General features: G+C 70.4%; 21 protein-coding genes and 1 other RNA gene. 3 read left to right on the forward strand and 19 right to left on the reverse strand.

The features are described from left to right. Positions 1 to 104: 104 nt before the first annotated feature. From ftsA to rsmI, 18 genes are all read right to left on the reverse strand, one after another. Positions 105 to 1,334 carry a cell division protein FtsA gene (gene ftsA / locus TMZ1T_RS16550; protein WP_004306272.1) on the reverse strand — a complete coding sequence of 410 codons (1,230 nt, stop codon included), beginning with the start codon at positions 1,332 to 1,334 and terminating at the stop codon, positions 105 to 107. After that, positions 1,331 to 2,194 carry a cell division protein FtsQ/DivIB gene (locus TMZ1T_RS16555; protein ID WP_012585945.1) on the reverse strand — a complete coding sequence of 288 codons (864 nt, stop codon included), beginning with the start codon at positions 2,192 to 2,194 and terminating at the stop codon, positions 1,331 to 1,333. Before TMZ1T_RS16555 ends, ftsA begins: the two co-directional genes overlap by 4 nt. Then, a complete protein-coding gene (locus TMZ1T_RS16560; RefSeq protein ID WP_004304325.1) occupies positions 2,187 to 3,101 on the reverse strand; it encodes a D-alanine--D-alanine ligase in 915 nt (304 codons plus the stop codon). Before TMZ1T_RS16560 ends, TMZ1T_RS16555 begins: the two co-directional genes overlap by 8 nt. Next, positions 3,098 to 4,513: a UDP-N-acetylmuramate--L-alanine ligase gene (gene murC / locus TMZ1T_RS16565; RefSeq protein WP_004304323.1), complete on the reverse strand. Its 1,416-nt coding sequence runs from the start codon at positions 4,511 to 4,513 to the stop codon at positions 3,098 to 3,100. The genes TMZ1T_RS16560 and murC overlap by 4 nt, the downstream gene beginning before the upstream one ends. Further along, entirely contained in the window at positions 4,510 to 5,580 is a 1,071-nt protein-coding gene (gene murG / locus TMZ1T_RS16570) for an undecaprenyldiphospho-muramoylpentapeptide beta-N-acetylglucosaminyltransferase (protein ID WP_004304321.1), read from the reverse strand. Before murG ends, murC begins: the two co-directional genes overlap by 4 nt. Beyond that, the gene (gene ftsW / locus TMZ1T_RS16575; RefSeq protein WP_004304320.1) at positions 5,577 to 6,806 is read right to left on the reverse strand and encodes a putative lipid II flippase FtsW; all 1,230 of its coding nucleotides are present in this window, start codon (positions 6,804 to 6,806) and stop codon (positions 5,577 to 5,579) included. The genes murG and ftsW overlap by 4 nt, the downstream gene beginning before the upstream one ends. Next, positions 6,803 to 8,203, reverse strand: coding sequence for a UDP-N-acetylmuramoyl-L-alanine--D-glutamate ligase (murD, locus tag TMZ1T_RS16580; protein WP_012585946.1), 1,401 nt, complete (start codon positions 8,201 to 8,203; stop codon positions 6,803 to 6,805). Before murD ends, ftsW begins: the two co-directional genes overlap by 4 nt. Beyond that, positions 8,200 to 9,288, reverse strand: a complete 1,089-nt coding sequence (gene mraY, locus TMZ1T_RS16585) for a phospho-N-acetylmuramoyl-pentapeptide-transferase (RefSeq protein ID WP_004304316.1) — start codon at positions 9,286 to 9,288, stop codon at positions 8,200 to 8,202. Before mraY ends, murD begins: the two co-directional genes overlap by 4 nt. A gap of 1 nt (position 9,289) precedes the next feature. After that, positions 9,290 to 10,702: a UDP-N-acetylmuramoyl-tripeptide--D-alanyl-D-alanine ligase gene (locus TMZ1T_RS16590; RefSeq protein WP_012585947.1), complete on the reverse strand. Its 1,413-nt coding sequence runs from the start codon at positions 10,700 to 10,702 to the stop codon at positions 9,290 to 9,292. Continuing rightward, on the reverse strand, positions 10,699 to 12,195 hold the full coding sequence (locus TMZ1T_RS16595) for a UDP-N-acetylmuramoyl-L-alanyl-D-glutamate--2,6-diaminopimelate ligase (protein ID WP_012585948.1): 1,497 nt from the start codon (positions 12,193 to 12,195) through the stop codon (positions 10,699 to 10,701). The genes TMZ1T_RS16590 and TMZ1T_RS16595 overlap by 4 nt, the downstream gene beginning before the upstream one ends. Before the next feature lie 5 nt (positions 12,196 to 12,200). After that, positions 12,201 to 13,967, reverse strand: coding sequence for a peptidoglycan D,D-transpeptidase FtsI family protein (locus TMZ1T_RS16600; RefSeq protein WP_004304310.1), 1,767 nt, complete (start codon positions 13,965 to 13,967; stop codon positions 12,201 to 12,203). Beyond that, positions 13,964 to 14,230, reverse strand: a complete 267-nt coding sequence (gene ftsL, locus TMZ1T_RS16605) for a cell division protein FtsL (RefSeq protein ID WP_004304309.1) — start codon at positions 14,228 to 14,230, stop codon at positions 13,964 to 13,966. Before ftsL ends, TMZ1T_RS16600 begins: the two co-directional genes overlap by 4 nt. After that, entirely contained in the window at positions 14,230 to 15,165 is a 936-nt protein-coding gene (gene rsmH, locus TMZ1T_RS16610; RefSeq protein WP_012585949.1) for a 16S rRNA (cytosine(1402)-N(4))-methyltransferase RsmH, read from the reverse strand. The genes ftsL and rsmH overlap by 1 nt, the downstream gene beginning before the upstream one ends. Beyond that, positions 15,162 to 15,605 (reverse strand): division/cell wall cluster transcriptional repressor MraZ, encoded by a 444-nt coding sequence (mraZ, locus tag TMZ1T_RS16615; protein WP_004304305.1) that lies wholly within the window; start codon positions 15,603 to 15,605, stop codon positions 15,162 to 15,164. The genes rsmH and mraZ overlap by 4 nt, the downstream gene beginning before the upstream one ends. A gap of 360 nt (positions 15,606 to 15,965) precedes the next feature. Further along, positions 15,966 to 16,439, reverse strand: an RNA gene (gene rnpB, locus TMZ1T_RS20340) — RNase P RNA component class A. A gap of 40 nt (positions 16,440 to 16,479) precedes the next feature. Further along, the gene (locus TMZ1T_RS16620; RefSeq protein ID WP_245537147.1) at positions 16,480 to 16,935 is read right to left on the reverse strand and encodes a hypothetical protein; all 456 of its coding nucleotides are present in this window, start codon (positions 16,933 to 16,935) and stop codon (positions 16,480 to 16,482) included. A gap of 49 nt (positions 16,936 to 16,984) precedes the next feature. Further along, the gene (gene pyrC / locus TMZ1T_RS16625; protein ID WP_004304301.1) at positions 16,985 to 18,025 is read right to left on the reverse strand and encodes a dihydroorotase; all 1,041 of its coding nucleotides are present in this window, start codon (positions 18,023 to 18,025) and stop codon (positions 16,985 to 16,987) included. 74 nt (positions 18,026 to 18,099) lie between these two features. Continuing rightward, entirely contained in the window at positions 18,100 to 18,987 is an 888-nt protein-coding gene (gene rsmI / locus TMZ1T_RS16630) for a 16S rRNA (cytidine(1402)-2'-O)-methyltransferase (protein ID WP_012585950.1), read from the reverse strand. Here rsmI and TMZ1T_RS16635 point away from each other — a divergent pair. The 3 genes from TMZ1T_RS16635 to TMZ1T_RS16645 are packed head-to-tail and all read left to right on the forward strand — an operon-like array spanning position 18,986 to position 20,735. After that, positions 18,986 to 19,438, forward strand: a complete 453-nt coding sequence (locus tag TMZ1T_RS16635) for a YraN family protein (RefSeq protein WP_004304297.1) — start codon at positions 18,986 to 18,988, stop codon at positions 19,436 to 19,438. The two genes, rsmI and TMZ1T_RS16635, sit on opposite strands and share 2 nt — an antisense overlap. Before the next feature lie 44 nt (positions 19,439 to 19,482). After that, positions 19,483 to 20,076 carry an SIS domain-containing protein gene (locus TMZ1T_RS16640; protein WP_004304296.1) on the forward strand — a complete coding sequence of 198 codons (594 nt, stop codon included), beginning with the start codon at positions 19,483 to 19,485 and terminating at the stop codon, positions 20,074 to 20,076. Further along, on the forward strand, positions 20,076 to 20,735 hold the full coding sequence (locus TMZ1T_RS16645; RefSeq protein ID WP_004304294.1) for a BON domain-containing protein: 660 nt from the start codon (positions 20,076 to 20,078) through the stop codon (positions 20,733 to 20,735). Before TMZ1T_RS16640 ends, TMZ1T_RS16645 begins: the two co-directional genes overlap by 1 nt. 61 nt (positions 20,736 to 20,796) lie before the next feature. On the opposite strand, the gene mpl is transcribed toward TMZ1T_RS16645, so the two are convergent. Next, positions 20,797 to 22,143: a UDP-N-acetylmuramate:L-alanyl-gamma-D-glutamyl-meso-diaminopimelate ligase gene (gene mpl, locus TMZ1T_RS16650; RefSeq protein WP_004304293.1), complete on the reverse strand. Its 1,347-nt coding sequence runs from the start codon at positions 22,141 to 22,143 to the stop codon at positions 20,797 to 20,799. Positions 22,144 to 22,175 lie beyond the last annotated feature (32 nt).

A 22,175-nucleotide genomic window follows, 5' to 3' on the forward strand; every position in this document is an offset into this window, starting at 1 on the left:
CGATCGCCAGCCGGCCTGCATCTAGTAATTCGGCCGGGAGTTTACTACTAAATAAGCGATGGTGATCGGCCCACATCCAAAATGAAAACCGCCCGAAAACCCGTTCAGAAATTGCGTTCGAACCAGGCCTTCATGCGCCCGAAAAACTGTTTCACGCTGCGCGTGTCGCGCGCCTGCAGCCCCCTGCGACGCTGCACGGCGCCCTCCATGACCAGGCCCATCGCGGTGGCGTAGCGCGGCTGGCAGACCACGTCGGCAAGGCCGCCGTCGTACTGCGGCGCGCCCACGCGCGCGGGCATGTGGAAGACGTCCTCGGCGAGCTCGGCCATGCCGCGCATCACCGCCGAGCCCCCGGTCAGCACGATGCCCGAGGACAGCAGCTCCTCGTAGCCGCTGCGGCGCAGTTCGGCCTGCACCAGCTCGAAGAGCTCGGAGACGCGCGGCTCGATCACGTCGGCGAGTGCCTGGCGCGAGAGCTTGCGCGGCGGGCGATCGCCCACGCCCGGGACCTCGATCATCTCCTCGGGGTCGGCCATGTGGTGCATCGCCACGCCATGGCGGATCTTGATCTCCTCCGCCTCGGCGGTGGGCGTGCGCAGCGCCATGGCGATGTCGTTGGTGATCTGGTCGCCGGCGACCGGGATCACCGCGGTATGGCGGATCGCGCCCTGGGTGAACACGGCGATGTCGGTCGTTCCGCCGCCGATATCGACCATGCACACGCCGAGTTCCTTCTCGTCCTCGGTCAGCACGGCGTGGCTGGAGGCGAGCGGCTGCAGGCTCAGATCCATGACCTCCAGCCCGCAGCGGCGCACGCACTTGATCACGTTCTGCGCCGCCGACACCGCGCCGGTGACGATGTGCACCTTGACCTCGAGCCGCACCCCGCTCATGCCGATCGGCTCGCGCACGCCGCCCTGGCCGTCGATGATGAACTCCTGGGTCAGGATATGCAGGATCTGCTGCTCGGCCGGGATCGGCATCGCGCGCGCGACCTCGATCACGCGCTCGACGTCGAGCGGCGAGACCTCCTTCTCCTTGATCGCGACCGTGCCGCTGGAGTTGAAGCTCTTGATGTGGCTGCCGGCCAGCCCGGTGTAGACCTCGTGGATCTTGCAGTCGGCCATCAGCTCGACCTCCTGCACCACGCGCGAGATCGCGTCCACCGTGGCCTCGATGTTCACCACCACGCCGCGCTTGAGGCCGTTGGTGGACTGGGTGCCGAGGCCGACGACGTTGAGTCGCCCGTCGGGCTTCACCTCGGCGACCATGCAGGTGACCTTGGCGGTGCCGATGTCCAGGCCGACGATCAGTTCGTTGTATTGCTTGCTCATTTCCTGCCTTTCCGGGCGGCGGGCGCGACGGGCTGGTGGAGCACCGAGGCGTCGGCCGGGGTCAGTGCGAACCCGCCCGCATAGCGCAGGTCCGCGGTCTTGATGTCGATGTCGATCTGTTCGTGAACGCGCGGCCACACCGCGATGAAGCGGCGCAGCCGTTCCATCAGCGGAGACTTGTCCTGCTCGCGCCCGAGCACGATGGTCATGCCGTTATCGAGCTGCAGCTGCCAGGCCTCGCGCGCCGACAAGGCCAGCCCGACCAGGCGCACGCCGAGCGGCTGCAGCATGCTGGAGAACTCGGCATGGCGTGCGAGCAGCCAGCCCGCCGACCCCTGCGGGCCGTCGAACTGGGGCATGTCGGCGTTGGAAGCGGCGACGAAAACCTCGCCCTGGCGGTTGACCAGGCGCGCCTCGCCGCTCTCGGACACCGTCCAGTAGGCCACCGCCTCGTGTTCTTCCAGGCGCAGCTCGAGCGCGTCGGGCCAGCGCCGGCGCACCTCGGCCTTGCGCACCCAGGGCAGCTTCTCGAAAGTTTCCTTCACGCCGTCGAGGTCGACGGTGAAGAAGTTGCCCTGCACCGCGAGGCGGGCGGCGTAGTCGAGCTGTTCGACGGTGACCTGGCCGGGGTCGGTGAGCACCACCAGCTCGCGCAGCGGGAACAGCGGCCGCGACACGAACCAGATCACCAGCGCCCAGCCGAGCGCCACCGCCGCACCCAGGGTGAGCAGATCGGAGATCAGGTTGAGCAACGCGGGCCGATGCCACAGGCCGCGCTCCGCACCCGCGCGCGCCGCTCCGCCCGCCGCCGGACGGCGGGCGGAGCGGATCGACGCGGGACGGATGCCGGCTTCAGCCAAGGCGGGCTCCCTGCAGGATCTCGAGGCACAGCGCGGTGAAGTCCAGCCCCGCCACGCGCGCCGACATCGGCACCAGCGAGTGGCCGGTCATGCCGGGCGAAGTGTTCATCTCGAGCAGGTAGGGGCGGCCGTCCTCGGTGAGGATGAGGTCGGCGCGGCCCCAGCCGCGGCAGCCGAGCACGCGCGCGCACTTCATCACCATCGCCTGCAGCTCCGCCTCCTGCGCGGCAGGCAGGCCGCTGGGGCAGTCGTAGCGCGTGTCGTCGGTGAAGTACTTGTGCTGGTAGTCGTAGTTGCCGCCGGGGGCGACGATGCGCACCAGCGGCAGCGCGCGGTCCTCGAGGAAGGGGGCGGTGAGCTCGGCGCCGCAGATGAACTCCTCGGCGATCACCAGGCGGTCGTAGCGCGCCGCGAGCTCCCACGCGGCGCGCAGCTGGCCCGCCTCGACCACCTTGGTCGCGCCCATGCTCGAGCCCTCGTGCACCGGCTTGACGAAGATCGGCAGGCCGAGTTCGGCCACCACCGCGTCCCAGTCGGAGTCGTGCTCCAGGATCGCGTAGCGCGGCGTCGGCAGGCCGGCGGACAGCCACACCATCTTGGTGCGCCACTTGTCCATCGACAGCGCGGAGGCCATCACGCCGCTGCCGGTATAGGGGATGCCCATCAGCTCGAGCGCGCCCTGCACCGTGCCGTCCTCGCCACCGCGCCCATGGAGGGCGATGAAGGCGCGCTCGAAGCCCTCTTCCTTGAGGACGTGCAGGTCGCGCTCCGCGGGATCGAAGGCGTGCGCATCCACCCCCGCGGCCTGCAGCGCGGCGAGCACCGCAGCGCCCGACATCAGCGAAACCTCGCGCTCGGCAGACGAACCGCCGAACAGCACCGCAACCTTTCCGAACCGGGCCTTCACGCTGCTTCCTCGATGCTGGCGAGCTTGCCCGGCACCGCGCCGATGCTGCCCGCTCCCATGGTGATGACGACGTCGCCATCGCGCGCGGCGGACAGGATCATGCGCGGCATGTCGGCGATCTCCTCGACGAAGACGGGCTCGACCGTGCCGGCGACGCGGATCGCGCGCGCGAGCGAGCGGCCGTCGGCGGCGACGATCGGGGTCTCGCCGGCGGCATAGACCTCGGCCAGCAGCAGCGCATCCACGGTCGACAGCACCTTGACGAAGTCCTCGAAGCAATCGCGTGTGCGCGTGTAGCGATGGGGCTGGAAGGCCAGCACCAGGCGGCGGCCGGGGAAGGCGCCGCGTGCCGCGGCGATGGTCGCCGCCATCTCCACCGGGTGGTGGCCGTAGTCGTCGACCAGCGTGAAGCGGCCGGCCTCATCGCCGTCCTGGTCGTGCAGCGCGACCTCGCCGTAGCGCTGGAAGCGCCGGCCGACGCCGTTGAACTCGGCGAGCGCCTTGACGATCGCCGCGTCCGGCACCTGCACCTCGGTGGCCACCGCGATCGCGGCGAGCGCGTTGAGCACGTTGTGCAGGCCGGGCAGGTTGAGCTCGATCGACAGGCGCGAGGTCGTGCCGTTGACCCGCACGCAGTCGAACCGCATGCGCCCGCCCTCGGCGCGCACGTTCTCGGCGCGGATGTTGGCGGTCTCCGAGAAGCCGTAGCGCACGATCTGCTTGGCCACCTGCGGGATGATCTCGCGCACGTTGGGGTCGTCCTCGCACAGCACCGCCACGCCGTAGAAGGGCAGGCGGTGGAGGAAGTCGACGAAGGCCTGCTTGACCCGGCCGAAGTCGTGGCCGTAGGTGTCCATGTGGTCGGCGTCGATGTTCGTGACCACCGAGATCACCGGGTTGAGCAGCAGGAAGGAGGCGTCGGACTCGTCCGCCTCGGCCACCAGGTAGTCGCCCGTGCCGAGGCGCGCGTTGGCGCCGGCAGCGTTGAGGCGCCCGCCGATCACGAAGGTGGGGTCGATGCCGCCCTCGGCGAGGATGCTCGCCACCAGCGAGGTGGTGGTGGTCTTGCCGTGGGTGCCGGCGATCGCGATACCGTGCTTGAAGCGCATCAGCTCGGCGAGCATCTGCGCGCGCGGCACCACAGGAATGTGGCGCTCGCGCGCCGCGACCACCTCCGGGTTGTCGGCCTTCACCGCGGTCGACACCACCACCACGTCGGCGTCGGCGACGTTGGCCGCGTCATGCCCGCGCACCACATGCGCGCCCATCTTGTGCAGGCGGCGGGTGGCGGCGTTGTCGCCAAGGTCCGAACCGCTGACGCGATAACCCTGGTTGGCGAGCACCTCGGCGATGCCGCTCATGCCCGCGCCGCCGATGCCGACAAAGTGGATGTTCCTGACCTTGTGCTTCATGCTTGTTCTCCACCGCCCAGCTCGGCGCACACGTGCGCCACCGCGACGGCCGCGAGCGGCTTCGCGAGCGCGCGCGCGTTCTCGGCCATGTGCAGCAGGCGGCCGCGGTCAAGACTGGACAGGATGCCCGCCAGGCGGTCGGGCGTTAGTTCGGATTGCGGCAGCAGATAGGCGCCGCCGCGGTCGGCGAGGAAGCGCGCGTTGCCGGTCTGGTGGTCGTCCACCGCGTAGGGGAAGGGCACCAAGAGGCTGGCCACCCCGGCCGCGGCGAGCTCGGCCACGGTGAGCGCGCCGGCGCGGCAGATCACCAGGTCGGCGTCGGCGTAGGCCGCCGCCATGTCGTCGATGAAGGGGCGCAGCTCCCCGTCGACCTGGGCGCGCGCGTACGCCGCGCGCAAGGCCTCGATCTGGCGTTCGCCAGCCTGATGCACCACCACCGGGCGCTGCTCGGCGGGAAGGCGCAGCAGCGCCTGCGGCACGGTCTCGTTGAGCACCGCGGCGCCCAGGCTGCCACCCACCACCAGCACGCGCAGCGGGCCCGAGCGTCCGGCCATGCGTTCGGCCGGCGGCAGTACCGCGGCGATCTCGGCGCGCACCGGGTTGCCCATCCACTCGGCCTGTTCCAGCACCTCGGGGAAGCCGCTCAGCACGCGGTCGGCCACGCGCGCGAGCACACGGTTGGCCAGGCCGGCGACCGAGTTCTGCTCGTGCAGCACGAGCGGACGCCCGAGCAGCGCGGCCATCATGCCGCCCGGAAAGGTGATGTAGCCCCCCATGCCCAGCACCACGTCGGGGCGGACGCGGCGGATCTCGCGCAGCGCCTGCCAGAAGCCGGAGAGCAGGGTCACCGGCAGCAGCAGCTTGCGCAGCAGGCCCTTGCCGCGCAGCGCACCGAAGCGCACCCAGGCGGTGTCGTAGCCGCGCGGCGGCACGATGCGCGCCTCCATGCCCTCGGGGTTGCCCATCCAGACGATGCGCCAACCCCGGGCACGCAGCTCCTCGGCCACCGCGATGCCCGGGAAGATGTGGCCGCCGGTGCCGCCGGCCATCACCATCAGCGTCTTCATGCACGCCCCCCACGCAGGAGCTGGCGGTTCTCCCAGTCCACCCGGAGCAGGATGGCGAGCGCGACGCAGTTGGCGACGATGCCCGAGCCGCCGAAGCTCATCAGCGGCAGGGTCAGGCCCTTGGTGGGCAGCAGCCCCATGTTCACACCCATGTTGATGAAGGACTGGATGCCGATCCACAAGCCGATGCCCTGGGCGACCAGGCCCGCGAAGTAGCGCTCGAGCTTGATCGCCTCGCGCCCGATGATGAAGGCGCGGTGCACCACCAGCGCGAACAGCGCCACCACGGTCAGCACGCCGGCGAAGCCGAGTTCCTCGGCGATCACGGCGAGCAGGAAGTCGGTGTGCGCCTCGGGCAGGTAGAAGAGCTTCTCGACGCTGCCGCCGAGGCCGACGCCGAACCACTCGCCGCGCCCGAAGGCGATCAGCGAATGGGAGAGCTGGTAGCCCTTGCCGTAGGCGTCCTGCCAGGGGTCCATGAAGCCGAAGATGCGATCGCGGCGGTAGGGCGAGGTCCAGATCAGGATCACGAAGCCGATCACCGCCACCACCGCGAGGAGCACGAACACGCGCACGTTCACGCCGCCGAGGAAGAGCACGCCGAAGGCGATCGTGGTGATCACGACGAAGGCGCCGAAGTCGGGCTCGCGCAGCAGCAGGAAGCCGACGAGCAGGATCACCGCCATCATCGGCACGAAGCCCTTCACGAAGCTGCCCATGACGTCGAGCTTGCGCACCGTGTAGTCGGCGGCATAGAGCGCCGCGAAGATCTTCATGAGCTCGGAGGGCTGCAGGTTCACCGGCCCGAGCGAGAGCCAGCGCTGTGCGCCATTGACCTCGCGACCGATGCCCGGGATGAGCACCACCACGAGCAATACCACCCCGGCGACGAAGAGCGCCGGGGCGAGCTGCTGCCAGCGCGCCATCGGCAGCTGGAAGGCCATCAGGCCGAGGCCGATGCCGACAGCAAGGAAGACTGCATGGCGCAGGAGGAAATAGTGCGACTGGTAGGCCGTGAAGCGGCTGCCCTCGGCGATCGCGATCGATGCCGAATACACCATGACCAGACCGAGCAGCAGCAGGCCGACCGCAGCCCAGATCAACAGCAGGTCGAGTTCGCGCGCCGGCGCCCCCTGGCGCCCGAGGCGCCCGCTCGCCGCGCGCGCCGGATCGGCCGCGCCACCTTCGCGCTGGAGCAGGCCGGTGAGGGTGCTGGCGAACTTCATCGCGGCTTCACTCCGGGCAGGCGACGCACCGCAGCGACGAACACCTCGGCGCGGTGGGCGTAGTTGCGGAACATGTCGAGGCTGGCGCAGGCGGGCGAGAGCAGGACCGCGTCACCCGCCTGCGCCCAGGCATTGGCGCGCGCCACCGCGGCATCGAGGTCGGGCGCGCGCTCGATCGCCACGCCGCATCCCGCCACCGCCTGCTCGATGCGGTCGGCGTCGCGACCGATCAGCAGCAGCGCGCGCGCCTTGCCGGCGAGTACCGGGGCGAGCGGCGAGAAGTCCTGGCCCTTGCCGTCACCGCCGGCGATCAGCACCACCGGGCAGTCCATGCCGGCGAGCGCAGCCACCGTGGCGCCGACGTTGGTGCCCTTGGAGTCGTCGTAGAAACGCACGCCGTCGGCGCGCTCGGCGACCAGCTCGACCCGGTGCGGCAGTCCGCGGAAGGCCTTCAGCCCGGGGATCAGGATCTGCGGCGCAATACCGAGCCCGCCCTCGCAGAGCGCGAGCGCGGCGAGCGCGTTGGCGGCGTTGTGGCGGCCGGCGAGCGGCAGCTCGTCGAGGGCGAGCAGGCGCTCGCCGCCGCGCAGCAGCCAGGCGCGGCCGTCGAGGTCGGCCAGACCGTAGTCGGTGTCGCTCGCCGGCGCCGCGGTGCCGAAGCGGATCGTGCGCCGGCCGGGCAGCGCCATGGCCGCCACGCGCGCGTCCTCGCGAGCGAGCACCTGCACGCCCTCGCCCTGGAAGATCGCCGCCTTGGTGGCGGCATATTCCTCGAGGTCGGCGTAGCGGTCGAGGTGGTCGTCGGTGACGTTGAGCACGATTGCCGCCTCGGCGTCCAGGCCCCGCATGGTCTCGATCTGGAAGCTGGAGAGTTCCAGCACCCAGCACGCGGGCAGCGCGGCGCCGATCTCCAGGCGCTCCATCAGCACGTCGAGCGCCGCCGGGCTGATGTTGCCGGCGGCGACCGCGTCGATGCCGACCGACTGCGCCAGCGCCGCGGTGAGCGCGGTCGTGGTGGTCTTGCCGTTGGTGCCGGTGATGGCGAGGATGCGCGTCTGCGCGCGCACGCCGAGCTCGTCGAGCGCCTGCGCGAGCAGGCTCATCTCGCCGGTGAGCGGCAGGCCGCGCCGACGCGCCTGCGCGGCGACCCCGACGCGCGGGTCGAGCCCGGGGCTGAGCGCGACCAGATCGACCCCGTCGAGCACCTCGTCGCCGAAGCTGCCCAGGAAGATCTCGGCCAGCGGCGCGTCCGCCTTCAGCGCGTCGACCCCGGGCGGGACGGCGCGGCTGTCGGCCACGCGCACGCGCGCCCCGCGCAGGGCGCACCAGCGCGCCATGGCCAGGCCCGATTCGCCGAGCCCGAGGACGAGGACGTGTTTTCCGGTGAGTGCGCTCATCGCAGTTTCAGCGTCGACAGCCCGAACAGCACCAGCATGATGGTGATGATCCAGAAGCGGACCACGACCTGGGTCTCCTTCCAGCCACCCAGTTCGTAATGATGGTGCAGCGGCGCCATGCGGAAGATGCGCTTGCCGCCGCTGGCCTTGAAGTACAGCACCTGCACCATCACCGACAGCGTCTCGGCGACGAACAGGCCGCCCATGATGAAGAGCACGATCTCCTGGCGCACGATCACCGCGATCGTGCCGAGCGCGGCACCGAGCGCGAGCGCGCCGACGTCGCCCATGAAGACCTCCGCCGGGTAGGCGTTGAACCACAGGAAGCCCAAGCCCGCGCCGCAGATCGCGCCGCAGAACACCGCCAGTTCGCCCGCGCCCGCCACATAGGGCACGCCGAGGTACTTCGAGAAGCCGACGTGACCGGCGACATAGGCGAAGATCGCCAGTGCCGCGGCCACCATCACCGTCGGCATGATCGCCAGGCCGTCGAGGCCGTCGGTGAGGTTCACCGCGTGGCTGGTGCCGTTGATGACGAAGTAGGTCAGCGCGATGAAACCGAAGATGCCCAGCGGGTACGCAATCGCCTTGAAGAAGGGCACGATCAGTTCGGTTTCGGCCGGGGTGTCTGCGGTGACTCCGAGATAGATCGCCGCGGCGAGCGCGATCGCCGAGGTCCACAGGTATTTCCAGCGGCTCGCCAGCCCCTTCGGATCGCGATGCACGACCTTGCGCCAGTCATCCACCCAGCCCACGGCGCCGAAACCCAGGGTCACCAGCAGGGTCACCCACACGTAGGCGTTCTTCAGGTCGCCCCACAACAGGATGGTGACGCCGATCGCGATCAGGATCAGCGCGCCGCCCATCGTGGGCGTGCCGGCCTTGGTGAGGTGCGACTTGGGACCGTCGTCGCGCACGGCCTGGCCGATCTTCTTGGCCGCGAGCCAGCGGATGACGGCGGGGCCGGCGATCAGCGAGATCGCCAGTGCGGTGAGAGCGGCGAGCACCGTCCGCAGCGTGATGTAGCCGAAGACGTTGAAGCCACGAATGTCCTGGCCGAGCCAGAGAGCGAGTTCCAACAACATGTCAGGAGCCGGTTTCCGTTGAAGGGGCCGGATTGTGCACTGCCGCAAGCGCATCCGCCACCCTTTCCATGCGCATGAAGCGCGAGCCCTTCACCAGCACCACCGAGTCCGCATCCAGGCGCGGCACGAGCGCCTTGACCAGCGCCTCCACCGAAGTGAAATGGCGCGCGCCCTCGCCGAAGTTGTGCGCCGCCACCGCGCTCATCTCGCCGAGCGCGAAGAGGCCGTCGATGCCCTTGCTCTTCGCATAGCCACCGACCTCGTCGTGAACCTGGGCGCTGGTCTCGCCGACCTCGCCCATGTCGCCGAGCACCAGCCAGGTATGGCCCGGCATGGCGGCGAGGACGTCGATGCCGACGCGCACCGAATCCGGATTGGCGTTGTACGAATCGTCCAGGATCAGCGCGCCCCGCGGCCCGGAACGGCGTTGCAGGCGACCGCGGGTGCCGGCGAAACCCGCCAGTCCCTCGGCCACCGCTTCGAGCGGAACCCCTGCCGCGAGGCAGGCCGCCGCCGCGCCGAGCGCGTTGCGCACGTTGTGCAGACCCGGCACCTGCAAGGCGAAATCGATCTTCCCTTGCGGGATGTCGAGTTCGAGCCGCGAGCCGAGGCCGCGCAGGGTACACCGCGCGGACACGTCCGCCGGATGGTCGATACCGAATGTCACAATCGGCCGCCCGGCGTTGAGCGAACGCCAGTAGCCGGCGTGCGGATCGTCGGCGTTGATCACCGCCACGCCTGCCCCGCCCAGGCCTTCGTAGATCGCGCCCTTCTCGCGCGCGACCTCGTCGACCGAGCCCATGCCCTGGAGGTGGGCGCGCTGGGCGTTGTTCACCAGGGCCACCGTGGGCTGGGCGAGCGCGCTCAGGTAGCCGATCTCGCCGGGATGGTTCATCCCCATCTCGATCACCGCGGCGCGATGGAAGTCGCGCAGTTCGAGCAGCGTGAGCGGCATGCCGATGTCGTTGTTCAGGTTGCCGCGCGTAGCGAGCACCGACTCCTCGCCGAAGCCGTCGCGGCTCGCCTGCACGCGCAGGATCGCGGCACACATCTCCTTCACCGTGGTCTTGCCGTTGCTGCCGGTGACGCCGATCAGGGGCAGCGCGAAACGCGCCCGCCAAGCCGCCGCGAGCGTGCCGAGCGCACGCCGCGTGTCGTCCACCACCAGCAGGGGCAGGCCGGCATCGGCCTTGCCGGCGCTCCAGGCGGCATCGACCATGGCCGCGGCGGCGCCCGCCTTCGCCGCATCGGCGACGAAGTCGTGGCCGTCGAAGCGCTCGCCGCGCAGGGCGACGAAGAGCTGCCCGGGCGCGAGCGCGCGGGTATCGGTACCGACGCTGTCGAAGCGCCCTTCCCCGGTCGCCCGCGCACCATGGCAGGCGAGTGCGCGCGTGGCGTCGTGCAGGCTCATCATCGGCCATTCTCCCTTGCATGCCAGGCGGCGAGCGCGCGCTTCGCCTGCTCCAGGTCCGAAAAAGGCAGGCGCTGGCCGAGGATTTCCTGGTACGGCTCGTGGCCCTTGCCTGCGATCAGCACGACGTCGTCGGCCCGCGCCTCGCCCACCGCGCGGGTGATCGCCTGCGCGCGGTCGACCACGCATTCGGCCGCGGCGCCGGCGCCGGCGGCAATGGCCTCGACGATGCGCTGCGGATCCTCCGAACGCGGGTTGTCGCTGGTGATCACTACGCGATCGGCGATCGCGCTGGCGATCTCGCCCATCATCGGGCGCTTGCCCGGGTCGCGGTCGCCGCCGCAGCCGAACACGCACACCAGGCGGCCGCGGCGGCTATGCACCGTGCCGCGCAAGGCTTCGAGCACCTTGGCGAGGGCATCGGGCGAATGCGCGTAGTCGATCACCACGAGCGGCTCGCACACCCCGCCGACGAGCTGCATGCGCCCCTGCGGCGGCGCCAGCCGACCGAGCACCGGCGGCAGCTCGTCGAAGGCGATGCCGCGCGCCAGCAGCGCGCCCGCAACCGCGATCAGGTTGGAGACGTTGAAGTGCGCCACCATGCGCACGCCGATCTCGGCCTCGCGCCCCTCCCAGACGAGGGTGAAGCGCAGTCCTGCGGGCGCCGCCTGCAGGCGATCGGCGCGCAGCACGCGCGCGCCGGGCACCGCGTCGGCGTTGGCGGCGTAGAGGGTGCATGCGATCACCGCGCGCCCCTCGACGACGAGCCGGCGCGCCAGCGCCAGGCCCCAGGGATCGTCGATGTTGATCACGCAGGCCGACAGCTCCGGGCGCTCGAACAGGCGCGCCTTGGCCGCGGCGTAGGCTTCCATGGTGCCGTGGTAATCGAGGTGGTCGCGACTCAGGTTGGTGAAGATCGCGACGTCGAACTGCGCACCATTGACCCGCCCCTGGTCGAGCCCGATCGAAGACACCTCCATCGCCGCGGCCACCGCCCCCTGGTTGCGGAAGCGCGCAAACCAGCGCTGCAATTCGAGCGCGTCGGGCGTGGTGTTGAGCCCTTCCTCGAGGGCGTCGGGGAACCCGCAGCCGAGCGTACCGACGATGCCGCAGCGCTCGCCGAGTTCGCCGAGCGCACGCGCGAGCATCTGCGAGACGGTGGTCTTGCCGTTGGTGCCGGTGACGCCGGCTAGCCAAAGCGACTGCGAAGGCCGGCCGTGGAGTTCGTGGGCAAGGTGCCCGGCGAGCTCGCGCAGGCCACGCACGCCGAAACCGGGCACCGCGAGCGCGGGCGCGCAGAATCCGTCGCCATCCTCCCACAACAGCGCGGCGGCGCCATGCACGACTGCATCGGCGAGGAAGCGGCGGCCATCGGTGCGCTGGCCGGGCCAGGCCGCGAACACGCAACCCGGGCCGGCCTTGCGCGAATCGGCGGTGATGTCGTCGGCGTGGACGCCGAGCGCACGCAGTCGATCGAGCACCGCGAGGGCTTGCATGGCGCTCACATGCTCTCCCGGCTGCTGCCTTCGCTCGCTGCCTCGTCGCCGCCGCGGCGAGCGAGCTGGAGCGGGGTCAAGGGCATGTCGGGGGCGACGCCGAGCGTGCGCAGCGTGCCTTCGGTGATGCGCGAGAACACCGGCGCGGCGACCGTGCCGCCGTAGTGCTGGCCTGCGGAAGGCTCGTCCACCATCACCGCGACCACGATGCGCGGATCGCTCGCCGGGGCGAAGCCGACGAAGGACGAGATGTACTTGCGCGCATAGCGGCCATCCTCGAGCTTGTGCGCGGTACCGGTCTTGCCCGCCACCGTGTAGCCGGGCACCTGGGCGCGGATCGCGGTGCCGCCGGGACCCGCCGCCATCGCCAGAACGGTGCGCATCTGGCGCGCGGTGTCGGCCGAGAACACGCGGCGCCCGGAACTCGGCGTGCCGTCCACCCGGGTCAGCGACAGCGGCACCAGCTCGCCCTCGCGCGCGAACACGAGGTAGGCACGCGCCATCTGGATCAGGCTCGTCGAGATGCCGTGCCCGTAAGACATCGTCGCCTGCTCGATCGGCCGCCAGGTCTTGGCGGGACGCAGCCGCCCGGAAGTCTCGCCGGGGAAGCCGAGGTTGAGCGGGGTGCCGAAGCCGAGCTGGTCGAAGAGGTGCCACATTTCCTCTGCGCCGAGCTGCTGCGCCATCTTCACGGTGCCGATGTTGGAGGACTTCTGCACCACCTGCGCCATGGTGATGACGCCGTGGCGCTTGGTGTCGGAGATGGTCGCGGTGCCGATCGTCATGCGGCCGTTGCCGGTATCGATCGGGGTATTGAGTTTGACCTTGCCGCGCTCGAGCGCGAGCGCGGCGATGAAGGGCTTCATCACCGAGCCGGGCTCGAAGGCGTCGGTGAAGACGCGGTTGCGCAGTTGCGCGCCGGTGAGGTTGGCGCGATTGTTCGGGTTGAAGGTCGGCGCATTGACCAGGGCGAGCACCTCGCCGGTGCGCACGTCGAGCACCACCGCAGCCGCGGCCTTGGGCTTGTGCTCTTCCATCGCCTCGCGCAGGGCGGACCAGGCGAGATACTGGATCTTGCCGTCGATCGACAGCGCCACCTCGTCGCCATCGCGTGGCGGACGGATCGCCTCGACGTCCTCGACGATCTGGCCGCGGCGGTCCTTGATCACCCGGCGCGCGCCGGCACGGCCCGACAGGCGCTTGTCGAAGGCGAGCTCGATCCCCTCCTGGCCGCGATCTTCCAGATCGGTGAAGCCGAGGATGTGCGCCATCACCTCGCCACCCGGGTAGTAGCGACGGTATTCCTTTTCCTGGTGGATGCCGGGCAGGCGGAGGTCGGCGACGGCCTGCGCCACCTCCGGCGGCACCTGGCGCTTGAGGTAGACGAAGTCGCGCCCCGCGGCGAGCCTGGCGTTGAGCTCGCCGACGTTCATCTCGAGCAGGCGCGCGAGCTCGCGCACCTGCGCCGGCTCCAGCCGGGCATCGGCGGGCAGGGCCCAGACCGCGCGCACCGGCGTGCTCACCGCGAGGATGTCGCCGTGGCGGTCGGTGATGCGGCCGCGGGTGGCGGGGACCTCGAGCACGCGCGCATAGCGCGACTCGCCCTTGGCCTGGAGGAAGTCGTTATTGACCCCCTGCAGGTAGAGCGCACGTCCGACCAGTGCGAGCGAACAACCCATCAGTGCGAGCATGATGATGCGCGGCCGCCAGGCCGGCAACTCGCGCTTGAGCAGCGGGTTGTGATTGAAGGTGACGGCACGTTGCTTTTTCATGATTGAGGCTCCACGACCAGCACCTGCCCTTCGGGCGGCAACTGCATGTGAAGGCGGTCGCGGGCGAGCTTCTCGATGCGACCGTGCGTCGCCCAGGTGCTCTGCTCGAGCTGGAGCTGGCCCCACTCGACCTCGAGCGCCTGCGCGCGCGCCTGCTCGCGCTCGTACTCGCCATGGAGGCGGCGCGCCTGGTGCTGGGAGGCGACGACGCCGAGCGCGCTTGCGACGGCGAGGGCGACGAGGACGGCGTCGATGCGCACCATCAGGGCGCCTCCGTGCGCTCGGCCACGCGCAGCACCGCGCTGCGCGCGCGCGGGTTGGCCGCGACCTCGGCCTCGCTCGGGCGCATCGCCTTGCCGACGAGCTGCAGGCGCGGCGCGGGCAGATCCGCCGCCCTGACCGGCAGCCGGCGCGGCAGCACCGGCGGACGCGACTCGTCACGCATGAAGCGCTTCACGATGCGATCCTCGAGCGAATGGAAGCTGATCACCGCCAGGCGCCCACCCGGCCGCAGCCGGGACACGCAGACGGGCAGCACGCGGCTCAGCTCCTCGAGTTCCTGATTGATGAAAATCCGAAGAGCCTGGAAGGTGCGTGTCGCCGGGTGCTGCCCCGGCTCGCGCGTGCGGACCGCCTTTTCCACGAGCGCGGCAAGTTGTCCAGTGGTTGCGACAGCCCCCCCTGCCCGAGCATTTGCAATCGCCTTTGCAATCGCATGAGCAAACCGTTCCTCTCCATATTCCCTGATGACCTCCGTGATCTGGCCGACGGACGCCTCCGCCAGCCACTCCGCCACGGTCTGCCCGCGGCTCGTATCCATGCGCATGTCGAGGGGGGCGTCGAAGCGAAAGCTCATCCCGCGCGCAGCGTCGTCCAGCTGGGGCGAAGACACCCCGAGGTCCAGCAGCACTCCATCCACCGCCTGCACGCCCAGGCGCGCGAGCTCGTCGTCGAGCGCGCTGAACGCCGAGTGCACGAGCGTCAGCCGGGCGTCGCCCACCCCCTGCCCGGCAGCGATCGCCAGCGGATCACGGTCGAAGGCGATCAACCGCCCCTGCGGTCCGAGGCGTTGGAGCACCGCGCGACTGTGGCCGCCGCGCCCGAAGGTTCCGTCGACGTAGAAGCCGTCGGCCCGGATCGCAAGCGCGTCGACCGCTTCGGAGAGGAGGACGCTGACGTGGGCATCGGCGAGGTTCACAGCGCGAGGCTCTCGAACCCGGGCGGCAGGCCGGTATTGACCAGTTCCAGCATCGCCTGCTGCTGCTTCTCCCAGCGCTCGTCGGACCACAGCTCGAAGTGCGCACCTTGGCCGACCAGCCAAACCTGCTTCTCGAGCGCGGCGAACTTGCGCAGGGAGGGCGCCACCAGCACGCGACCGGCGGCGTCGAGCGTCTCTTCCTGGGCGAAGCCCACGAGCAGGCGCTTGAGCATCGCCGCCTGCGGATCCAGGCTCGGTGCGCGCAGCACGTGGTCGCGGATCGGATTCCAGGCGGGGACGGGATAGACGAGGCAGCAGCCGTGCGGATGGGCGGTCAGCACCACCTGGCCGTTGTCGACGGCCAGGGCATCACGATGCCGCGCGGGAATCGCAAGGCGTCCCTTCGCATCGAGATTGAGCGCCACCGCTCCCTGGAACATCGAACCCCCTGACGGCTTCGGGAAAGCATCGGAACGACACTTTTCCCCACTTTTTTCCACTTGAACCCACTTTAGAGGAAAGGCCATACCGGGTCAAGGCTGCAAGATCGGAATCCCTTTGTTGCACAATGACTTACCGCTCTGCGCCAAGACACGGATAAATCCTGAAAAATCAAGGGAGATGCGCATGGACGTTCGCGCGGCACGCGAAATCGGGCCGCGCAAAGGGCGCAGTGGGAAAAAGTGGGAATGCCGGTGCAATCCGGCCTGCTCGCACTGGCGGATTCCGAGCGGATGGGGGAGAACGCTGCTGCCTTCCGCTCGCAGAGGGGGCATGCGCGGGCGGAAACAGGGGAAGAAGTGGGAAGTCCGCCGATAAGCCGGGTTCTGTCGAACGCCACCGGCGGACCGGTGACATCGGGCAGTCATTCCTCTGGGCGCCACGTCGCCGTGGCGCTCTAGCAGCCTACCCGGGAGCGACGCGAGCCACGCCGATGCTCCCCTATTTGGCCTTGCCCCGGATGGGGTTTGCCGTGCCAGTCCTGTTGCCAGTCCTGCGGTGAGCTCTTACCTGCCGATGCTTGCGCACCGACCCTCAGCTTGCTCGCGCAAGCCGCGGCACCGTTTCACCCTTACCTGTACCCATTGAAGAGCAAGCTCTTCAAAATGGACTCTGCTGCCTTGCGGCAGCGAAGTCCGGGCCATCGGCGGTCTGCTCTCTGTTGCACTTTCCGTCGCCTCACGGCGCCCGGCCGTTAGCCGGCATCCTGCTCTGCGGGGCCCGGACTTTCCTCCACGCACGACGAGGTGCGCAGCGACTGCCTGGCGGACTTCCGGCCCGGATTATACGCGTGCCGGCAGGGCGTCGCCCGGCTTATTTGGCGGCGGGCGCGGGTACGAAGGCGGGCGCGCCGTCCTTGAGGACGAAGCTGCCGACGAGGGCTCCGGGCGGGCGGTCACCCGGATTGTCCCAGTCCTGCACGCGGCACTCCTCGGTACCGGCGAGATACCAACGCGCGCCCTGGTGCAGCGCCCACAGGCCGTCTCCGGCGGCGTAGATCTTCATCTCGACGAGGGTCGCCGAGCCCGGATGGATGCGGATGCGCTTCTGACAGGCGGGCAGGCGCGACACCACCATCGCCTGACGCAACTCGTCATCCCAGAAGAACTTCTGCTCGCGCACCAGGATCAGCGCGTGCTGGTTGCCGTCGATCATGTAGGCGGTGGCGCTGTTCTCGCAACCCGCCAGCACGGCGAGCAGACCGACGGCAGCGAGACCGCGGCGCAGCGCGCGCCCGGCGCCGCCGCGGACGCCGCGCCGGATCGACATGGGCGCGCCCGCATCCCGGGCGCCCGTCTCAAGCATGCGGACACCCATCTCAGGCCCCTTCCACCAGCTTCCAGCCCACCTGCTCGCCGGCGCGCAAGGGCACCAGCGGATCTTCGCCCAGGTAGGGGTAGCTCGCCGGCACGCTCCAGGGCTCGCGCCGCAGCGTGATGGTGTCGCTGCTCGGCGCCAGGCCGTAGAAGGCCGGGCCGTTGAGGCTGGCGAAGGCCTCGAGGCGATCGAGCGCGCCGGCGGCGTCGAAGACCTCGGCGTAGAGCTCGATGCCCGCGTGCGCGGTGTAGCAGCCTGCGCAGCCGCAGGCGTTTTCCTTGGTGCTGCGCGCATGCGGCGCGGAGTCGGTGCCAAGGAAAAAGCGCGCGTTGCCCGAGGTGACCGCGGCGATCAGCGCCTCGCGGTGGCTCTCGCGCTTGAGGACCGGCAGACAGTAGTGGTGCGGGCGGATGCCGCCGGCGAAGATCGCGTTGCGGTTGAGCAGCAAGTGGTGGGCGGTGACCGTGGCGGCCACGTGCGAGCCCGCTGCGCGCACGAACTGCGCCGCCTCCGCGGTGGTGATGTGCTCGAACACCACCTTGAGCCCCGGGAAACGCCGCACCAGCGGCGACAGCGTGCGCTCGACGAAGACGCGCTCGCGGTCGAACACGTCAACCTCCGCCCCGGTGGCCTCGCCATGCACGCACAGCACCATGCCGAGCTTCTCCATGCGTTCGAGCACCGCATAGATCTTGTCGATCGCGGTGACGCCGGCGTCGGAGTTCGTGGTCGCGCCCGCCGGATAGAGCTTGCAGGCGACCACGTGGCCGCTCGCGCGGGCGCGGTCGATCTCGTCCGGCGACAGGTTGTCGGTGAGGTAGAGGCTCATCAGCGGCTCGAACCTCGACCCGCGCGCCGCGGCGAGGATGCGCTCGCGGTAGGCGAGCGCCTGCGCGGTGGTGGTGACCGGCGGCTTCAGGTTGGGCATGATCAGCGCCCGGCCGAAGCGGGCGGCGGTGTGCGGCACCACCGCGTCGAGCGCGGCGTCGTCGCGCACATGCAGGTGCCAGTCGTCGGGGCGGATCAGGGTAATCGATTGCATCGGGGCGTTCCTCGTGTGACCCACCGATTATAGGCGCTTCGGCGGTGCGCACGGCCGACGCGGGCGTGCATGCGTCACGCCTGCGGCGAATCCTCGCCCTTGCGCTCGAGCGCGAGCGCGTACAAGGCCTTGCGCGGCGCCCCGGTGATCTCGGCCGCAAGCCGCGCCGCCCCCTTCACCGGCAGCTCGGCGAGCAGCAGATCGAGCACCCGGCGCGCCCGCGCATCCACCACCTCGCCGGCCGGCGCGCCTTCCACCACAAGCACGAACTCGCCGCGCAGGCGGTTGGTGTCGGCGGCGAACCAGGCGGCGGTCTGCGCCAGCGGCATGCGCACGATCTGCTCGTGGAGCTTGGTCATCTCGCGTGCGATCAGCAGCTCGCGTGCGCCACCGAGGACCTGCTCCATGTCGGCGACGCACTCGACGATGCGGTGCGGCGCCTCGTGGAACACCATCGCGGCGCGCTCGTCGGCGAGTTCGCGCAGCGCCGCCGCGCGCGCACCGGCCTTCGCCGGCAGGAAACCGACGAAGCGGAAGCCCCCCTCGGCGAAGCCCGATACCGACAGGGCCGCCACCGCCGCGCACGGCCCGGGCAACGGCACCACCGGATGCCCCGCGGCGCGCACCCGTGCGACCAGGCGGGCGCCCGGGTCCGACACCGCCGGCGTGCCGGCGTCGGTGATCAGCGCGACCTGGCGGCCGGCAGCGAGCTCGGCGACGATCACCCCGGCGGCCTCGTGCTCGTTGTGCTGGTGCGCCGCGAGCATGCGCGCGCGGATACCGTGCGCATCGAGCAGGCGCTGGCTGTGGCGCGTATCCTCGGCCGCGACCACGTCCACCGCGGCGAGCACGGCGAGCGCGCGCAGCGTGATGTCATGCAGGTTCCCGAGCGGCGTCGCCACCACATACAATGACGGCGTACTGGAGAGCGGACGATCGGGCAAGGGAGCGGAGACGGTCATGGGCGGGAGATCCGGAGGCTGGACGCGCAGCGCGGGCGAGGACGCCCGGGGCGCGCACGCGGGGGCGGACAGTATCGGCGCACGCCCGACGCCGGCGCAAGCGCGCGGCGCCGCTGCCGAGGCGCTCGCCGCCGAACACCTTGCCGCACACGGCCTGCGCGTGATCGCGCGCAACGTGCGCTGCCGCGGCGGCGAGGTCGACCTGGTCTGCCTCGACCGCAGCCACGTCGTCTTCGTCGAGGTGCGCCTGCGCCGCAACAACCGCTTCGGCGGCGCCGCCGAGAGCATCACCGCGGCCAAGCAGCGCCGCGTGCTGATCGCCGCGCAGTGGTGGCTGGGCGGCGCCGGGCGGCGCTTTCGCGACGCAGCCTGCCGCTTCGACGCGGTGCTGCTCGACGCGCTCGACCCGGCGCGCATCATCTGGCTCCCGGGGGCCTTCGATGCCGGCTGATAGCGCGTGCTAGACTCTGGCGCCCCGCAGACGCCGCTTGCCGCATGAACCTGATCGACCGCATCTCGCACCAGTTCGAAGACAACATGCGCGCCTCGCTCGAGGCGCTCGAGCTGCTTGCCGCGCCGATCGCCGGCGCGGTCGAGCTGATCACCGCCAGCCTGCTCGACAGCGGCAAGGTGCTAGTGTGCGGCAGCAGCGGTTCGGCCGGCGACGCGCGCCGTTTCGCCGCTCAGCTGGTCAATGGCTTCGAGCTCGAACGCCCGGCGCTCGCCGCGATGGCGCTGAGCGCCGACAGCTCCAGCCTCGCCCCGATCGCCGGCGACCCCGATACCCAAGCCTTGTTCGCCCGTCAGATCGCCGCCTTCGGGCAGCCCGGCGACATCCTGCTGACCTTGTCCGCCAACCCCGATTCGGCGCGCGTGCTCGACGCCATCCGCGCCGCCCATGAGCGCGACATGCGAGTGATCGCCCTCACCGGCGCCGGCGGCGGGCGCACCGCCGAGACGCTCGGCCCGGCCGACATCCTGCTCTGCGCACCCGCCGAGCGGATTGCCCGCATCCGGGAAATCCACTTGCTGATCCTGCACTGCCTGTGCGACGGTATCGACTGCCTCTTACTCGGAGTGGAAGACTGATGACCCGACCCCAACACGCCGACAGACCGGCGAAGTCCAGCCGGCGCGCCCTCCTCCTGGGCCTTTCCGCAGCCATCGCACTGCCCTTGCTGCAGGGCTGCTTCCCGGTCGTCGCCACCGGTGTCGGCGCGGGTGCGGCGATGGTCTCCGACCGTCGCACCAGCGGCACCTATGTCGAGGACGAAGGGATCGAATGGAAGGTGGCGGCGCGCATCCGCGAGCGCCTCGGCGACAGCGTGCATGTCAACGTCACCTCCTACAACCGCAACGTGCTGCTCACCGGCGAAGCGCCCAACGAGACCGTGCGCGGCCAGCTCGATGGCATCGTGGCCGGCGTCGAGAATGTGCGCGGCGTGATCAACGAAGTCGCCATCGCGCCCAACTCCAGCCTCACCGCGCGCGGCAACGACACCTTGATCACCTCCAACGTGAAGGCGCGCATGATCGACTCCGGGGCCGTCTCGGCCCACAACGTCAAGGTGGTGACCGAGGCCAACGTCGTCTTCCTGCTCGGCATCGTCCCCCGCAGCGAGGCCGACGCCGCCGCCGAGGTGGCGCGCACCAGCCAAGGCGTGCGCAAGGTCGTGCGGGTGTTCGAATACATCAGCGACGAGGAAGCCCGCCGCCTCGACAACCCGACCGGCGCGCGCCGTAACTGAGCGCCCCCGACCGGCATCCCTGGCGGCGGCGTCCTTCCGAACGCGCTTCCAGGGATGCGACTTACGCTCCGAGCGCGTCGAGCAGCTTCTGGTGCACGCCGCCGAAGCCGCCGTTGCTCATCACCAGCACGTGGTCGCCGGGCTGTGCCGCCGCAACCACGGCGGCGACCAGCGCATCCAGGCGATCGTAGGTACGCGCGCGTGCGCCCAGCGGGGCGAGCGCCGCGGCGGCATCCCAGTCCAGCCCGTGCGCATGGCAGAACACCAGATCGGCTTCGGCGAGGCTGGCCGGCAACTGCGCCTTCATGATGCCCAGCTTCATGGTGTTCGAGCGCGGCTCGAGCACCGCCAGGATGCGACCCTGCGGTTCGCGCCGGCGCAGGCCGCCGACGGTGAGCGCGATCGCGGTCGGGTGGTGGGCGAAGTCGTCATAGACGCTCACACCTCTTACCGTCCCGCGCAGTTCCAGCCGGCGCTTGATGCCGGCGAAACGCCCGAGGCTGGCGATCGCCTGCGCGGGCGTGACGCCGACGTGGCGCGCGGCGGCGATCGCGGCGAGCGCGTTGTCGCGGTTGTGGCTGCCGGCGAGCGCCATGCGCACCCGGCCCTGCTCGACGCCATCGAGGCGGAACACCGCCTCGGCCTCGTCCGCCCCGGTGCCCACCGTCCATCGGCCGTCGCCGCCGAACCATTCCAGCTCCGACCAGCAGCCACGCTCGATGACGCGCTTCAGGCTGTCCTCGTGGGCGTTGGCGACGATGCGGCCGCTCGCCGGGATGGTGCGCACCAGATGGTGGAACTGGGTCTCGATCGCGCCGAGGTCGGCGAAGATGTCGGCGTGGTCGAACTCGAGATTGTTGAGAATCGCGGTGCGCGGCCGGTAATGCACGAACTTCGAGCGCTTGTCGCAGAACGCGGTGTCGTACTCGTCGGCCTCGATCACGAAGAAGGGCGACTCGGTCAGGCGCGCGGACACGCCGAAGTTCTGCGGCACGCCGCCCACCAGGAAGGATGGCGACAAACCCGCATCCTCCAGCATCCAGGCGAGCAGCGAGGTCGTGGTGGTCTTGCCGTGGGTGCCGGCGACCGCCAGCACCCAGCGCCCGGCGAGCACGTGCTCGGCCAGCCACTGCGGCCCGGACACGTAGGGCAGGCCGCGGTCGAGGATCGCCTCGAGGAGCGGATTGCCGCGCGACACCGCGTTGCCGACGACGTACATGTCGGGCTCGAGGTCGAGCTGGCTGGTGTCGTAGCCCTCGATCAGCCCGATGCCCTGCTCCTCGAGCTGCGTGCTCATCGGCGGGTAGACGTTGGCGTCGCAGCCGGTGACGGTGTGGCCGGCGGCGCGCGCGAGCAGCGCGACGCCGCCCATGAAGGTGCCGCAGATGCCGAGGATATGGATGTGCATGGGGGTTCGCGCTCCGCTAAGCCTTCATCCGG

Origin of the sequence: Thauera aminoaromatica, assembly GCF_000021765.1 — a bacterium.
Lineage (GTDB): Bacteria > Pseudomonadota > Gammaproteobacteria > Burkholderiales > Rhodocyclaceae > Thauera > Thauera aminoaromatica.

What these genes read in the sequence shown, in the direction of transcription:
- TMZ1T_RS16590 (WP_012585947.1), bottom strand. Translation starts at nt 10,702, where the DNA reads ATGATGAGCCTGCACGACGCCACGCGCGCACTCGCCTGCCATGGTGCG.
- mpl (WP_004304293.1), bottom strand. Translation starts at nt 22,143, where the DNA reads ATGCACATCCATATCCTCGGCATCTGCGGCACCTTCATGGGCGGCGTC.
- murG (WP_004304321.1), bottom strand. Translation starts at nt 5,580, where the DNA reads ATGAAGACGCTGATGGTGATGGCCGGCGGCACCGGCGGCCACATCTTC.
- TMZ1T_RS16620 (WP_245537147.1), bottom strand. Translation starts at nt 16,935, where the DNA reads ATGTCGATCCGGCGCGGCGTCCGCGGCGGCGCCGGGCGCGCGCTGCGC.
- murC (WP_004304323.1), bottom strand. Translation starts at nt 4,513, where the DNA reads ATGAAGCACAAGGTCAGGAACATCCACTTTGTCGGCATCGGCGGCGCG.
- ftsW (WP_004304320.1), bottom strand. Translation starts at nt 6,806, where the DNA reads ATGAAGTTCGCCAGCACCCTCACCGGCCTGCTCCAGCGCGAAGGTGGC.
- TMZ1T_RS16640 (WP_004304296.1), top strand. Translation starts at nt 19,483, where the DNA reads ATGAACCTGATCGACCGCATCTCGCACCAGTTCGAAGACAACATGCGC.
- mraZ (WP_004304305.1), bottom strand. Translation starts at nt 15,605, where the DNA reads ATGTTCCAGGGAGCGGTGGCGCTCAATCTCGATGCGAAGGGACGCCTT.
- TMZ1T_RS16595 (WP_012585948.1), bottom strand. Translation starts at nt 12,195, where the DNA reads ATGCAAGCCCTCGCGGTGCTCGATCGACTGCGTGCGCTCGGCGTCCAC.
- TMZ1T_RS16600 (WP_004304310.1), bottom strand. Translation starts at nt 13,967, where the DNA reads ATGAAAAAGCAACGTGCCGTCACCTTCAATCACAACCCGCTGCTCAAG.
- rsmI (WP_012585950.1), bottom strand. Translation starts at nt 18,987, where the DNA reads ATGACCGTCTCCGCTCCCTTGCCCGATCGTCCGCTCTCCAGTACGCCG.
- pyrC (WP_004304301.1), bottom strand. Translation starts at nt 18,025, where the DNA reads ATGCAATCGATTACCCTGATCCGCCCCGACGACTGGCACCTGCATGTG.
- ftsA (WP_004306272.1), bottom strand. Translation starts at nt 1,334, where the DNA reads ATGAGCAAGCAATACAACGAACTGATCGTCGGCCTGGACATCGGCACC.
- TMZ1T_RS16645 (WP_004304294.1), top strand. Translation starts at nt 20,076, where the DNA reads ATGACCCGACCCCAACACGCCGACAGACCGGCGAAGTCCAGCCGGCGC.
- TMZ1T_RS16635 (WP_004304297.1), top strand. Translation starts at nt 18,986, where the DNA reads ATGGGCGGGAGATCCGGAGGCTGGACGCGCAGCGCGGGCGAGGACGCC.
- murD (WP_012585946.1), bottom strand. Translation starts at nt 8,203, where the DNA reads ATGAGCGCACTCACCGGAAAACACGTCCTCGTCCTCGGGCTCGGCGAA.
- ftsL (WP_004304309.1), bottom strand. Translation starts at nt 14,230, where the DNA reads ATGGTGCGCATCGACGCCGTCCTCGTCGCCCTCGCCGTCGCAAGCGCG.
- mraY (WP_004304316.1), bottom strand. Translation starts at nt 9,288, where the DNA reads ATGTTGTTGGAACTCGCTCTCTGGCTCGGCCAGGACATTCGTGGCTTC.